General features: G+C 73.9%; 8 protein-coding genes. 6 read left to right on the top strand and 2 right to left on the bottom strand.

What is annotated here, in order from left to right:
• Nucleotides 1-41: 41 nt before the first annotated feature.
• Nucleotides 42-1,823, bottom strand: a complete 1,782-nt coding sequence (locus IE242_RS23115; RefSeq protein WP_189862275.1) for a serine/threonine-protein kinase — start codon at nt 1,821-1,823, stop codon at nt 42-44.
• Nucleotides 1,824-2,415: 592 nt separating this feature from the next.
• Between IE242_RS23115 and IE242_RS23110 the strand changes: the two genes are divergently transcribed.
• From IE242_RS23110 to IE242_RS23090, 5 genes are all read left to right on the top strand, one after another.
• Entirely contained in the window at nt 2,416-6,366 is a 3,951-nt protein-coding gene (locus IE242_RS23110; RefSeq protein ID WP_189862647.1) for an FHA domain-containing protein, read from the top strand.
• A 267-nt stretch (nt 6,367-6,633) separates the two neighbouring features.
• The gene (locus IE242_RS23105) at nt 6,634-8,043 is read left to right on the top strand and encodes an ABC transporter substrate-binding protein (RefSeq protein ID WP_189862273.1); all 1,410 of its coding nucleotides are present in this window, start codon (nt 6,634-6,636) and stop codon (nt 8,041-8,043) included.
• A gap of 10 nt (nt 8,044-8,053) precedes the next feature.
• Complete coding sequence (locus IE242_RS23100) at nt 8,054-9,415, top strand: carbohydrate ABC transporter permease (protein WP_189862271.1); 1,362 nt, start codon at nt 8,054-8,056, stop codon at nt 9,413-9,415.
• The gene (locus IE242_RS23095) at nt 9,412-10,341 is read left to right on the top strand and encodes a carbohydrate ABC transporter permease (protein WP_189862269.1); all 930 of its coding nucleotides are present in this window, start codon (nt 9,412-9,414) and stop codon (nt 10,339-10,341) included. Before IE242_RS23100 ends, IE242_RS23095 begins: the two co-directional genes overlap by 4 nt.
• 168 nt (nt 10,342-10,509) lie before the next feature.
• The gene (locus tag IE242_RS23090; protein WP_189862267.1) at nt 10,510-12,924 is read left to right on the top strand and encodes a bifunctional glycosyltransferase/CDP-glycerol:glycerophosphate glycerophosphotransferase; all 2,415 of its coding nucleotides are present in this window, start codon (nt 10,510-10,512) and stop codon (nt 12,922-12,924) included.
• Between the two features lie 189 nt (nt 12,925-13,113).
• Here IE242_RS23090 and IE242_RS23085 read toward each other — a convergent pair whose 3' ends face one another.
• The gene (locus IE242_RS23085; RefSeq protein ID WP_189862265.1) at nt 13,114-13,527 is read right to left on the bottom strand and encodes an organic hydroperoxide resistance protein; all 414 of its coding nucleotides are present in this window, start codon (nt 13,525-13,527) and stop codon (nt 13,114-13,116) included.
• A gap of 120 nt (nt 13,528-13,647) precedes the next feature.
• On the opposite strand from IE242_RS23085, the gene IE242_RS23080 reads away from it, so the two are divergent.
• Complete coding sequence (locus IE242_RS23080) at nt 13,648-14,175, top strand: MarR family winged helix-turn-helix transcriptional regulator (protein WP_189862263.1); 528 nt, start codon at nt 13,648-13,650, stop codon at nt 14,173-14,175.
• The last annotated feature ends 128 nt before the right edge of the window (nt 14,176-14,303 follow it).

Below are 14,303 nucleotides of genomic sequence, written 5' to 3'. Positions count from 1 at the left end.
GGATGTGGGGTACGGGCGCACGGGCGCACACCGTGCTCTGCCTACTGGCCCGAGCCGGAGGAGCCGCCGCCCAGGTCGCCGATCCAGTCGCTGATGTCGCCGACCCAGGTCGTCAGCTGGTCCCAGTAGCCCTTGCCGGTTCCGATCCACTCCTGGAGCGGGCTCAGCTCCCAGACCAGCCATCCGGCCACGAACAGGATGACGACGGTGAACAGGCATCCCTTCAGGCAGCCGAGCCCGGGGATCCGCATCGGGTTGGCGCTGCGCTGCCGCGGCGGACGGGGCTCGCGCTGCGGGCGCGGCGCGGGCGCCTGGGGCTGCTGCGGGGCGGGCGTCACGTACCGCGGGGGCTGGGGCCGAGGCTGGGGCGGCGGGGCGTACTGCTGAGGCTGGTGCTGCTGCTGTTGCGGATAGCCGTACCCCGGGCCCGGCTGCGGCTGCCGCTGCTGCGGGCGCCGGCCCTGTGGCGGCTGCTGCGGCTGCGGCTGCTGGGGCCGGGCGACCTGCCGCTGGGGACGGCGGCGCAGCGGATCCTCGCTGGGGTCGAGGTACTGGATCTGCGTCTGCTCGTTGCGGTCGCGGGCCGCGCGCAGCTGGTTCTGCCAGGGGTGCGGGTCGTCGCCCTGCCCCGGACCGCCCGGGCCGTTCGGGCCACCGGGTCCGCCGGGCTGGTGCTGCGGCACCGGCGGCATGACGGCGGTCGGATCGGCGGCCCCGCGGTTCGGCAGTACGGCGGTGGGGTCGGCCGCGCCCGCCGGGCCGGAGGTGTGCGGGAGCACGCTGGTCGCGGCGTTCGGGTCGTACGCCCCGGCGCCCGTTCCCGCACCCGCGCCCGTTCCCGCGCCGTGCGGCAGCACCTGCGTCGGGTCGGCGGCGCCGGCCGGTCCGGTCGTGCCGGGCACCGGCGCGGGCGCCGGGTCGGGCGCGAGCAGGGCGCCCACGCCCTCGGCGGCGGCGATCTGCGCGCCGTTCGCATGCACGCCCACGCCCTCGGCGACGACACGCAACGCGCGCGCGAGGTTCTCGGCGCTGGGCCTCTCGTCGGGGTTCTTGCGCAGGCAGCGCTCGATGACCGTCCACAGCGGGTCGGGGACGGTGGACGGGCGGCGCGGCTCGGCGCTCAGGTGCTGGTGCAGCACCTCGAGGGCGGACTGGCCGGCGAACGGCGGACGCCCGGTGACCAGCTCGTACAGCAGGATGCCGGCGCCGTAGATGTCGACGGCGGAGGTCTGCGGGCGGCCCTCGGCGGACTCGGGGGCGACGTACGCGGGCGTCCCGACGAACTCGCTGGTGCGGGTGAGGCCGGGCGAGTCGGCGAGGCGGGCGATGCCGAAGTCGGTCAGCAGCGGGTGCATCTCGCCGCCGTCCTGCTTCAGCAGGACGTTCGCGGGCTTCAGGTCGCGGTGGACCACGCCGTCGGCGTGGCTGGCGGCGAGGGCGTCGGCGATCTGGGCGGTGAGCAGGGCCGCGGCGACGGGCGTGAAGGGGCCGTTCTCGCGCAGGTAGCGGTGCAGGTCGGGGCCGTCGACCAGGTCCATGACCAGGGCCAGCAGCTCTCCCTCGACCACCAGGTCCCGCACCCGCACGATGTTCGGATGGGTGAGCCGGAGCAGCACGGACCGCTCCCGCAGGAACCGCATCACGATGTCCGGGTCGCTCGCCAGCTCCTCCTTGAGGACCTTGATGGCGACGGTCTCGCCGGGCTGGCCGGGCACCGCCGCCTCGGCCCCCGCGGTCTCCCTCTGGCGGGCGCGCCAGACCGTGCCCGTGGCGCCGCGTCCCAGCGGCTCCTCCAGGAGGTACTTGCTCCCTACCGGCCGCACGTCATGCGCTCCCTGTTGCTTGCTTGCCTGGTCCGTCCACCGGCCGTGGTCCGCGCCGGTGCCTCAGGTTCTCCGACTCATGTTCCGAACCACTGTAGTGCCGCCCTCTGTGGGAACGGAGGGTCCTGCGTTCCGGTGCCCGCGCGCGCACCCGCCGGGACGGCCGCACGCGCGCGGGACGCCATCCGTCGGATGCCTGCCATTACGTACGCCTTCCCCCGCGCGTTCGCCATCCTTTACATGCTCGGCGCCCTGCACACCTCGACGTGCGTCGCCTCGGGGGAAAGACCCCTGTTTGTTCGGGGAAAGACGCCGGACTCGGACGGTTGGTTGCCACTTACGGACGTGACCGATCTCAAGCGGACGTCTGTCGCGCACTGGTCAGGCACTTTTACGGGCAGAGCCGACCAATCAAGATCACTTGTCACCGGGAGGCGGGCGTGTTGTCAGCGGCAGGTGCGAGGATGCCTCCTGATACTGGCCGACGTGCCCGTGTGTGCGGTGGGGGGAAGGTCTGCGTGCGGTGGGGGACCGCGCGGGCCCGTCCTCGTCCCCGTCCCGGGCGCCCGCGCGGAAGGGACCGCTGACGGCGATGCAGATCCGGCTGACCGTCGTAGACCCGCTGGGGCCGCCCTCGGAGCCACGGGGACATGCCACGGCCTGCGATGTGCTGGTGACGGCACCGTCGGGGACGGCACTGGCCGCGGTGGCGCCGGGCCTCGCGTCGGCGGTCGGCGGAAGCGGGGGCGGCCACGGCGCCTCCCCGTCCGAGCGGGGCCGGGAGTCCGCGGGAGGGCCGGTCGTGCTGTACGCGGGCGCTGAGCGGCTGGACGCGCAGCGCTGCACCCTGGGTGAGCCCCCGCTGATCGACGGTGCCGTGCTGTCCCTGGGCGCCCCCGCGGAGCCCGCCTCGGAGGTGGACGAGTCCGCGCCCCGGCTGCACGTGGTGGCCGGTCCCGACGCGGGCGGCGTGCACTTCCTGCACGGCGGCAGGATCCGCGTCGGCCGCTCCGACGACGCGGACGTGCCCCTCGACGACCCGGACGTCTCCCGCCTCCACTGCACGGTGACCGTCGTCGACGACGGCCGCGTCTGGGTCGCCGACCTCGGCTCCACGAACGGCACGGCGCTGGACGGCACGCGCGTGGGCGACCGGCCGGTGCGCTTCCCTCCGGGGTCGCTGCTGCGGATCGGTGAGTCGGCGCTCCGGCTGGCTCCGCCCGGAGCGGCGCGGGCGCTGGAGACGACACCCGACGGGGAAGGGCAGGTACGGGTGGTGGCCCCGGGCAGGTCGCCGGGGGCGTCGGCGTCGCAGGGCTCGGCGGAGATCTTGTTGTCCGGGAACTTGTCCGGGCAGTCGTCCGGGCAGTCGTCCGAGAACTCCGTGGAGAGCTCGTCGGGAAGCCCGTCACGGACGACGCCGCGGACCGGGGCGCGGGCCGGGGCGGCCGGTCCCGGTGGCTCCGCGGCCGGGGCCGGTGCGGGCACGCATCCGGGTGCGGTGCCCCACGCGCGCGTCGGGGACGGCGACGAGGCCTACGGCAGCCGGGCGTCCGCGCCCGCCGAGGCGTGCGGGCACGCGTCCGGGAGCGCGACCTTCGGGCCGGACCACGGCGCGGACGTGACGGCCGCCGGCGGCGGCGAGCACGCGGCCGACGACGGCGTACCCGGTCCGGGCGGCACCCGGAAAGGGACGCCTGTCCGCGGCACGGACGTACCCCGTGTGTCCCGCAAACGCGGAGGGCTCTCGGCCTGGGCACGGCGGCTGACCGGCGGGCGCGCCGACCGGACGGCCGGCGGCCACGACCCGTACGACGTCGACGAGAACCTCTCACCGCGGCCCTCGGTCGCACCGGCGCAGAGCCCCGAGAGATGGCCGGACCCGGCGGCCCTGCTGCTCACGGCGCTCGGCCCGGGACAGCGCCTGTGGGAGCGGACGCCCGGACATCCGGAGCTGCTGACGGTACGGCTCGGCACGGCCGACCGCACGGCCCCCGACGGCTCGGGGCTGCTGCCCGCGGTGCCGGTGACCACCGGGCTGCGCGAGGTCGGCGCCCTGGGGCTCGCCGGGCCGCGGCCGCGGCTGGCGGGGCTGGCCCGCGCGGTCGTCGCACAGCTGGCCGCGCTGCACTCCCCCGACCTCCTGGAACTGGTGCTGATCAGCGCGGACCGTGCGCGTCCCGTGGCGGAGCGCACGGCCGAGTGGGCCTGGCTCGGCTGGCTCCCCCACGTCCGCCCCGGCCACGGCCAGGACTGCCGCCTGCTGCTGGCGTACGACCGCGACCAGGCCGCGGCCCGCATGGACGAGCTGCTGCGGCGCCTGGAGGACCACGCCACCGACACGGCAGCCGCCGACGGCACGCTCCCGGAGACGGCGGGTGTGCGGGGGATGCCTGTCGTTCCCGCCTCGACGGCGCCCGGTGAGGGCACGACCGGCTCGTACGGCTCGGCCGGGAACGGTTCCGCCGGAGACGCTCCCGGCGGACCCGCAAGCCGTCGGCCCTCCTGGCGCCGGGACGGCGGCCCGGCGGGCCACGGCTCCCCCGAGGCGTACACCGTCGTGCTGGTGGACGGGGATCCCGGGGGCGCCGATGTGCGGGAGTCCGTGACACGGCTGGCGCTGGAGGGGCCCTCGGCGGGCATCCACGTGATCTGTCTCGCCGAGACGGACGCCGCGTCGCCCGCGTCACCGGTGACGGAGACGTACGAGGCCGCGTGCGCGGTGTCGCCCGTGTTCCGCGCCTGCGGGGCCGTGGCTCTGCTCAGCGGTGACGTCGCCACGGCACTGCGGCTGATGCGGGCCGCGCCCGCCCGGCCCACGACGCGGCACACGGGCGGCATGGCTCCGTCCCGGCAGGCGACGTCCACCGGCCACACGCGCGCGGACAGCGACTCCCGCCCGGACAGCGGCCCCCGCCCGGTCAGCGACTCCCGCGGAACCGGCGGCTCCCACGAGCACCGCGAGGACCGGGCCGGTTCCGGCAGCGGCACCAAGCAGACGCACACGCACACGGGCGCAGGCCGCACGAGCCGTACTCACGTCGGCCTGGCGGCCCATCCGCCCGCCGGCGCGGCCGCCGGTGCACCCGCCGGGCCGCCCGACGACGACGCCCACCCGGGGACGCCGGTCACCTCCGGAACCGTCGCCGCCGTCGACGCGGTGTCCGCGGAGTGGGCTGAACGGTTCGCGCGAGCGCTCGCGCCGCTGCGCCCGGACGGCGCCTCCGGCGGGCAGCACCCGCGCGTGTCGGCGCCCCTGCCCCAGTCCGCGCGTCTGCTGGACGAGCTGGGGCTGGCGCGGGCCACCCCGGCGTCCCTGCTGGCGCGGTGGGCTGACGCGGCCGACGACACCTCGGCCGTCGGAGGGCGGGCCTGGGCCGTGCTCGGTGCCGGTCCGCGCGGACCCGTGTGCGCGGACCTCGGCGCCGACGGGCCGCATCTGCTGATCGAGGGCCCGCCCGGCAGCGGCCGTACGGAACTGCTGCGCTCCGTCGCCGCGTCGCTGGCCGCCGCCGAGCGCCCCGACCGGCTCGGCATCGTCCTGGTGGACGGCGAGGACGGCGGCGGCCACGGCCGGCATCCCGGCGACGGGCTGGGTGCCTGCACCGATCTCCCCCATGTGGCCACTCACCTCACCGCCAACGACCCCGTACGCATGCGGGAGTTCGCCCAGTCGCTGAGCGCCGAGCTCAAACGCCGCGCGGAGCTGCTCGGCCGCCTCGGCTTCACCGAGTGGCACACCAGCCGCGCGGTCACCGGTCGGCTCGTCGCCCAGCGCACGGCGGGCGTCTCCCGTGGCACGCCGTCCGGCGCCCCGGCCGCGGCGTCCGGCGCCGACGACCTCGACACGCCGCCGACCACCACCACGGTCCGCCTGCGCCCGGCCGCGGGGCGCGAGCGCCCGGAGCCCGGCCCGCCGCTGGCCCGCCTCGTCGTGATCGTCGACGACCTGGACGCGCTGCTCTCCCCTCCGCTGGGTTCCCCGGGCCGTCCGGCGGCCGGCTCCGTCGTACGCGCCCTGGAGGCCGCGGCCCGGGAGGGCGCCCAGCTCGGCGTGCACCTCGTCGCCTCCACTTCCGGGGGCACCCGTACGGCGGGGACGGACCTCGCGCGCGCCGCCACCCTCCGTGTCGTCCTGGAGACCCCGGCGACCGGACCGGACGAACCGGTCGCGGGCCGCGGGCAGTTGACGATCACGGACACGTCCCGCACGGCCTCGGTGCCCCTCGGTACAGCCCCCACGACCGCGCCCCCCACAACCGCGCCCCCCACCGGCCACCCGGACGGCTCCGCCACCGGTTCCGCAGCCGCCCCCGCCCGCACCACCCCCTTCCAGGCGGGCCGCGTCACCGGCCGTATCCCGCGCACGGCCACGCTCCGGCCCACGGTCGTACCCCTGGAGTGGGCCCGCATGGGCGACCCGCCGGCCCGCCGCCCGGTGCGCGAACTGGGCAACGGCCCGACGGACCTGGCCCTGCTCGCCAGCGCGCTGGACCGCGCGGCCCGTTCCGTCTCGGCCAAGGAGGTGCCCTCCCTTCTGTGAGCGCCCCGCCATGAGCGACCTGATGCGAAGCGGACCTTCGGTGAGCGACCGTCGGTGAGCACTCACCGACGGTCGCCCCCACCGCCGTTCCGCGCCCCGCCCGCCCCGCCCGCCCCACCTGACTCCGCGTCACACTCCACGTCACGAGGCGATTACGATCACCGCCCCGACACCGCAGGCGCCCTTGCCGCTGCCGGTGACGCGGCGTAGACCAGAGCGACGGGACAGCGCTCGTACGCTCGACGCGGAACGCAGAACGGGGCAGTGATGCGCAGCACTCTTCGTACACGCAAGTCACCCAGAACCACCCCCCGCACCACCGGAGCCAGAGCCGCGAAGGCCGTGGCGGTGCTCGCCGCCGGAGTGCTCACCCTCTCCCTCACCGCCTGCGGCGGGGACGACGGAGACGACGGGGGCCAGGCGAGCGACAACAGAGGCACCAAGGCCCCCACCGTGCAACTGCCCAAGCTGGACGGGCAGAAGCTCGAGGTCGCGGCCGTCTGGACGGGCGCGGAGCAGGAGAACTTCACCAAGGTCCTGGACGAGTTCGAGAAGCGCACCGGCGCCACGGTCAGCTTCGTGCCGACGGGCAACAACACCTCCACCTTCCTCGGTACCAAGATCCAGGGCGGTCAGCCGCCGGACGTGGCGTTCCTGCCCCAGGTCGGCGTGGTGCACCAGTTCGCCGAGAAGGGCTGGCTGAAGCCGATCGGCGCGGAGACCGAGGAGCAGCTGAAGAAGAACTTCTCCCAGGGCTGGCAGGACCTCGGGGCGGTCGACGGCAAGCAGGTCGGCGCGTATGTGAAGGCCGCGAACAAGTCGCTGGTCTGGTACAACACCGCGGCGTTCGAGGCCGCCGGCATCACCGAAGAGCCCAAGAGCTGGGACGAGTTCGTGCAGACCGCGCAGACACTGTCCGACGCGGGGTCCCCCGCCGTCTCGGTCGGCGGCGCGGACGGCTGGACGCTCACCGACTGGTTCGAGAACGTCTACCTCTCGCAGGCGGGCCCGGAGAAGTACGACCAGCTCGCCAAGCACGAGATCAAGTGGACGGACCCGTCCGTGAAGGACGCCCTGACCACGCTGGGCGAGCTGTGGGGCAAGGACGAGCTCCTCGCGGGTGGCCGCAAGGGCGCGCTGGGGACGGAGTTCCCGAAGTCGGTCACCCAGACGTTCAACGGTGACACCCCGGCGGGCATGGTCTTCGAGGGCGACTTCGTGACCGCGAACATCAACGCCGACACGGACGCGAAGGTCGGCACGGACGCCAAGGTCTTCCCGTTCCCGGCCGTCGGCGCCGACTCCCCGGTGGTCAGCGCCGGCGACGCGGCGGTGGCGCTGAAGGACAGCGAGGGCGCCAAGGCGCTGCTGACGTTCCTCGCCTCCACCGACGGGGCCGAGCTCTGGGCGGCACAGGGCGGCTTCATCTCCCCCAACAAGGAGATGGACATGGGCGCGTACAAGGACGACGTCACCCGGGACATCGCCGAGGCGCTGCTCGCGGCGGGCGACGACTTCCGCTTCGACCTGTCCGACCAGGCCCCGGCGGCCTTCGGCGGCACGCAGGGGGTCGGCATGTGGAAGGACCTGCAGGACTTCCTGCGTGACCCCCAGGACGTGGCGGGCGCCCAGCAGCAGCTGGAGGCCGACGCCGCGAAGGCCTACAAGAACGGCTGACGGTCCCGAGATGGCAGGTGCCGTAGCGAAGTCGACGGAGGGTGCGGGCGCACTGCCCACGCCCTCCGTCCCCCCGCGCAAGAGCGTGACGGGCACCCGGCTGTGGGTGGCGGTGCTGTTCCTGCTGCCCGCGCTGGTGCTGCTCGGCTCGCTCGTGGTCTACCCGATCGGGTACTCGGTCTGGCGCAGCCTGTACGACGCGGACGGTTCCGGTTTCGTCGGGCTCGGCAACTACGTCGACATCTTCACCGACGACGCCACGCTCACCGCCGTGCGCAACACGGCGGTCTGGGTCGCCGTCGCGCCCGCGCTCGTCACCGCGCTGGGCCTGATCTTCGCCGTGCTCACCGAACGGGTGCGCTGGGGCACGGCGTTCAAGCTGATCGTCTTCATGCCGATGGCGATCTCGATGCTCGCCGCGGGCATCATCTTCCGGCTGGTGTACGAGGCGGACCCCGACCGGGGCGTCGCGAACGCCGTCGTCACCTCCGTGCACGACACGTTCTCCGACGCCGCGGTCTATCCCAAGGCCCGGCCGAACGCCCAGGTCAGCGATCTCAAGGCGTCCGGCGGCGGTTCGTTCACGACGAGCGGCACCGTGCGGGCGGGCACACCGGTGCTGCTGCCGCTGGTCGGCATCGCCCCGAACAAGCTCCCCGGCGACCCCCAGGACGCGAAGGCCACCCCCACCGGAGGCGACCGGGTCACCGGCACCGTCTGGCTGGACTTCCGGCTGGGCGGCGGCGGTGAGAAGGGCGTGATCGACGCGCGCGAGAAGGCGCTGAAGGGCGTCGAGGTGGAGGCGGTCAAGGACGGGAAGGTCGTCGCCTCCACGACCAGCTCCGCCGACGGCACCTTCAGCCTCCCCGCCGAGGCCGACGGCGCACAGCTGCGACTGCCGGGGTCGAACTTCTCGGCCCCGTACAACGGCATCGACTGGCTGGGCCCGGCCCTCGTCACCCCGGCCATCATCGGCAGTTACGTGTGGATGTGGGCGGGCTTCGCGATGGTGCTGATCGCGGCGGGGCTCGCGGGCGTCGACCGCAACCTGCTGGAGGCGGCCCGCGTGGACGGCGCCAACGAGTGGCAGGTGTTCCGGAGAGTCACGGTGCCGCTGCTGGCACCGGTCCTGTCGGTCGTGCTGGTCACGCTGATGATCAACGTGATGAAGGTCTTCGACCTCGTCTACATCATCGCGCCGCAGCCCAGTCAGGACGAGGCGAACGTGCTCGCCCTCCAGCTGTTCCTGTCGTCGTTCGGCGGCGGGGGCAACTACGGTCTCGGCAGCGCGATCGGTGTGATCCTGCTGCTGCTCGTCCTGCCGGTGATGTGGATCAACATCCGGCGGCTGCGGAAGGAGCGCCAGCGGTGACCGCTCTCGACACTCCCGCGCGCGGGCCTTCGCGGCCCGCCGGTTCCTCCGTTCAGGACACCTCCGTACGTCCCCGGCGCTCCCTCGCCTCGCGGGTGGCGAGCGGGGCGGCGGGCGGGGTGCTGCGCGTCTTCCTGGTCCTGGTGGCCGTGTTCTGGCTGGTGCCCACTTTCGGGCTGCTGGTCTCGTCGTTCCGCGACCCGAAGGACATCGCCGAGTCGGGCTGGTGGACGGTGTTCAGCGCGCCCGCCGAACTGACCGCCGCCAGCTACGAGTCGCTGCTGAAGAACGACGCCGTCACCAGTTCCCTGTTCAACACCGTCTGGATCACGGTCCCGGCGACACTGCTGGTCATCCTCATCGGCGCGATGGCGGGGTACGCCTTCGCGTGGATGGACTTCAAGGGCCGCGACTGGTGGTTCATGGCCGTGGTGGCGCTGCTGGTGGTGCCGGTGCAGGTGGCGCTGATCCCGCTGTCCAGCCTTTTCGGCACCCTCGGGATCTTCGGCGACATCATCGGTGTCGTCCTCTTCCACGTCGGGTTCGGACTGCCGTTCGCGATCTTCCTGTTGCGCAACTTCTTCGCGGAGATCCCGCGGGAGCTGCTGGAGGCGGCGCGGCTGGACGGGGCCGGTGAGGCACGGCTGTTCCTGACCGTCGTCATGCCGCTCGCGGCTCCGGCGCTCGCGTCCCTGGGGATCTTCCAGTTCCTGTGGGTGTGGAACGACATGCTGGTCGCCCTGGTGTTCTCGGACTCCGGCTCCCAGCCGCTGACGGTCGCGCTCCAGCAGCAGGTCCGCCAGTTCGGCGCCAACATCGACGTGCTGGCGCCCGGCGCCTTCATCTCCATGGTGATCCCGCTGGTCGTGTTCTTCGCGTTCCAGCGGCAGTTCGTGTCCGGTGTGATGGCGGGCGCGGTGAAGTAGGGCCGGTCGACGGTCAGGGGGCGGGCCCGGAACCGGGTCCGCCCCCTGGTCCGTCCGCTCCCGTCCGCCCCGCGCTCCCCCGTCCCCCGTATGCCACACCGGGCGTAACCCGATCGCGCGACGGGTCGTTGCCGGGCACGACCGCCGCGCCGACCCATGGATGCCCTCTTGCCCAGGTTCAGTGTCATCGTCCCCGCCCACGGGGTGCAGGCCTATCTGCACGAGTGCCTGGATTCCGTGCTGACCCAGTCCTTCTCCGATCTCGAACTGATCGTCGTGGACGACTGCTCGCCGGACGCCTGCGGCGCGATCGCCGACGAGTACGCGGCCCGCGATCCGCGCGTACGGCCCGTGCACCTGCCCGCGAACGAGGGGCTCGGGCCGGCCCGCAACACGGGACTGGACCTCGCCGTCGGCGACTACGTGCTCTTCCTGGACGGTGACGACACCCTCACCCCGGACGCGCTGCGGGCGATCGCCGACCGCGTCAAGGAGACCGGCGACCCCGACGTCCTGGTCTACGACTACACGCGCGTCCTGTGGTCCGGCGAGACGGTGCGCCCCCAGCGGGCCACGCGGCTCACGGAGGAGGGCCCGGCGCCCTTCCGCCTCGACGACCGCCCCTCGCTGCTGTCGGCCCCGATGGCGGTGTGGAACAAGGCGTGCCGCCGGGAGTTCCTCGACCGGGAGGGCTTCACGTTCCCGCCCGGCTACTACGAGAACGTGCCGTGGACGTATCCGGTGCTGATGGCGGCCGGTTCGATCGCCACCCTGGACCGCTCCTGCGTGCACTACCGGCAGCTGCGCCGGGGCGGCATCCTCGGCACGACCAGCCGCCGCCACTTCGACGTCTTCGAGCAGTACGACCGGCTCTTCGCCTACGTCGACGCCCGGCCGTGGCTCGCCCACTGGCGCCCGGCGCTGTTCCGCCGCATGGTCGACCACTTGGTGACGGTGTTCTCCCGGCGCGTACGGCTGCCGCGCGGCACCCGCGCCGAGTTCCTGCGCCGGGCGCGCGTCCACTACGCCCGTTACCGGGTGCCCGGCGTCCCCGTCCGGGGTCACCGGCGGCTGCGGCATCTGCTCGTCCGGCTGGGCGCCCACCGCACGTACCGGGCGCTGTCGCTCGCGGCACGCGCGGGCAGACACGGCCTGGGTGTGCTCACGGCGGCGCTGCGCGCTGCCGGGCGGGGCGCGCTCCGGCTGCACTACCGCGTCCAGCGGCTGCTGCCGCTGCGCGCGGACCGCGCCCTGTTCTCCGCGTACGACGGCCGCGGTTACTGCTGCAACCCGGGCGCGCTGGAGGAGGCGTTCCGCACGTACGCCCCACACGTCCGGACCGCGTGGGCCGCCCGCCCCGAGCACCACCACACGCTTCCGACGGCGACCCGCCGGGTGGTGCCCGGCTCGGTCGGGTACTGGACGGCGCTGGCGCGTGCCAAGTACCTCGTCACCAACGCCGAGTTCGACACCCGGCTGGTCAAGCGTGCCGGGCAGGTCATGGTGCAGACGCAGGCCGGCACCCCGGTCAAGCGCATGGGCCTCGATCTCCGGGGCCGCCCGGCCGCCGCCCGCGGCACGGACACCGCGGGACTGCTGTGCGGCGCCGACCAGTGGGACTTCGTCCTGTCCGGCAACCGGCACTCCACGCTGGTGTGGGAGCGGGTCTTCCCCGCCGGGTACGAGACGCTGGAGTACGGCCTGCCGCGCAACGACGTGTTCCAGCGAGCGACCTCGATGGACGTGGACCGGCTGCGCGCCTCGCTCGGCGTCCCCGAGGGCGCGATCGCCGTCCTGTACGCGCCGACGTACCGCGACCACCGCAGCGGCCCACGCACGGCCCTGGACCTGGAGCGCGTGCTGCGCCGGCTCGGCCCGCGCTTCGTGCTGCTGGCACGGGCCCACCACGCCGACGGCGCCCCGCCCGACGCCCGGGCGTACGACGCCCCGGCGGTCCGCGCCGCCGGCGGACGGCTCCTCGACGTGACCGGCCACCCGAGCGTCGAGCACCTGTGCCTGGCGTCGGACGCGCTGATCACCGACTACTCGTCCCTGATGTTCGACTACGCGAACCTCGACCGCCCGATCGTGCTCCTGGACGACGACCGGGAGGCGTACGAGGCGGCCCGCGGTACCTACCGCGACTCCTCCACCTCGTCCGGCGCGTCGTCGTTCCCGCCGGGCGCGGTGGCGCGCGGTGAGGACGAGCTGATCGATATCTTCGCCACCGGCCACTGGCGCGGCTCGCGCTCGACCCAGCTGAGGGCGGCCTTCCGGGCGCGCTTCTGCCCGTACGACGACGGGCACGCCGCCGAGCGGGTGGTGCGCCGGGTGGTGCTGGGCGAGACCGAGATCCGGACCGGGACCAGGACCGGAGCCGGAGCTGCGGGGCTGCCGCCGGTGGTGCCGCTCGCCGAGCGGCGTCCGGTGCCCTCGCCGGCGGAGCGGCCGACGGCGTCCGTGCCCGGACCCGCGGGGTCGTTCCCGCCTGCGTTCCCGTCGGCGTTCCCGCCGGCGTTCCCGTCGTCGCCGGAGACCGTGACGGTGCCCGGCGGCCGGGTCGCCGTGCACGACGCCCTCTGACCGCTGCAGCGTCCTCCGGCCCGCGGGCCGGAGTCCCGGAACCGAAGCCCTGGAACCGCAGCCCCTAGCCGAAAGCAGCCGCATGACAGCGACGTCGCACCCCACGCCCACCCGGCCCCCGGCCCCCTGGCGTCCCACGGGGCGGCCGGGACGCTGACGGACGCCGGGCCGGACGCGGGGGCGTGTGCCCTACTCGATGACGAGGTCGACCGGGATGTTGCCGCGGGTGGCGTTGGAGTAGGGGCAGACCTGGTGGGCCTGCTCGACCAGCTTGCGGCCGGTCTCCTCGTCCACGGTGTCCGGCAGCTCCACGCGCAGCGTCACCTTCAGCGCGAAGCCCTCGCCCTGCTTGCCGATGCCGACCTCGCCGGTCACGGCGGCGTCGCTGACGTCGACCTTCGCCTGGCGGCCGACGACGCCGAGGGCGCTGGCGAAGCAGGCGGCGTACCCGGCGGCGAAGAGCTGCTCGGGGTTGGTGCCCTCGCCGTTGCCGCCCATCTCCACCGGGGGAGCCAGCTGGAGGTCGAGCTTGCCGTCGGAGGAGACGGCGCGTCCCGCGCGGCCGTGGGTGGCGGTGGCGACAGCGGTGTAGATCGCGTCCATGGATGACCATCCCTCTCGGAGTCAGTCGTTGCGGCGGCGCGTGCGGCCGCCTCACGGGACGAGTAGAGCACACAATTCAATTGTGCACAACTAAATGCCGTTCCGACGTACCCTTGTGTCATGACCACGAGCCGCGCCACCGCCGCATCCCGGGCCCCCGGGGCTCCCGGGGCTCCCGGGGCTCCCGAAGAAGGCGACCTGCTCCGCCTCGAGAAGCAGATCTGCTTCTCGCTGAGCGCTGCCTCGCGCGCCTTCAACGGCGTCTACCGGGTGCTCCTGAAGGATCTCGGCCTCACCTACCCGCAGTACCTGGTGATGCTGGTGCTGTGGGAGCACGGCGAGCTGCCCGTGAAGAAGGTCGGCGAGCGTCTGCGCCTCGACTCCGGCACCCTGTCGCCGCTGTTGAAGCGACTGGAGGCGGCGGGACTGGTGCGGCGCGAACGCAGTGCGCGCGACGAGCGGTCGGTGAACGTGCGGCCGACCGAGGAGGGTGTGGCCCTGCGGGAGAGAGCGCTCCAGGTACCGCGCCACATCGTGGCCGCGACCGGCTTCGACCTCGACGAACTGCTCGACCTGCGCACCCGGCTCGACCGCCTGACGACCACCCTGGACGCGGCGGCACTGGAGCAGACACCGGACTGCCTGTAGCCCGCGCGGGCGGTTCGTTCCGACTGGTCACCTATAGTCACCTTTTCCTGCTTCGACGGCGTATCACCGCGGTTACGGCGTACATGCCGCCTACGATCCCGGCTGATGAGACGCCGATCCCGCCTTCT

Source organism: Streptomyces poonensis, assembly GCF_014650915.1.
Classification (GTDB): domain Bacteria; phylum Actinomycetota; class Actinomycetes; order Streptomycetales; family Streptomycetaceae; genus Streptomyces; species Streptomyces poonensis.
The sequence above is the reverse complement of the archived record's forward strand: the minus strand, read 5'-3'. Positions and strand labels throughout refer to the sequence as shown.

Bases quoted from the DNA above. Each gene is read 5' to 3' on its own strand.
- IE242_RS23080 (WP_189862263.1), top strand. From the start codon at position 13,648: ATGACCACGAGCCGCGCCACCGCCGCATCCCGGGCCCCCGGGGCTCCC.
- IE242_RS23110 (WP_189862647.1), top strand. From the start codon at position 2,416: ATGCAGATCCGGCTGACCGTCGTAGACCCGCTGGGGCCGCCCTCGGAG.
- IE242_RS23100 (WP_189862271.1), top strand. From the start codon at position 8,054: ATGGCAGGTGCCGTAGCGAAGTCGACGGAGGGTGCGGGCGCACTGCCC.
- IE242_RS23085 (WP_189862265.1), bottom strand. From the start codon at position 13,527: ATGGACGCGATCTACACCGCTGTCGCCACCGCCACCCACGGCCGCGCG.
- IE242_RS23105 (WP_189862273.1), top strand. From the start codon at position 6,634: ATGCGCAGCACTCTTCGTACACGCAAGTCACCCAGAACCACCCCCCGC.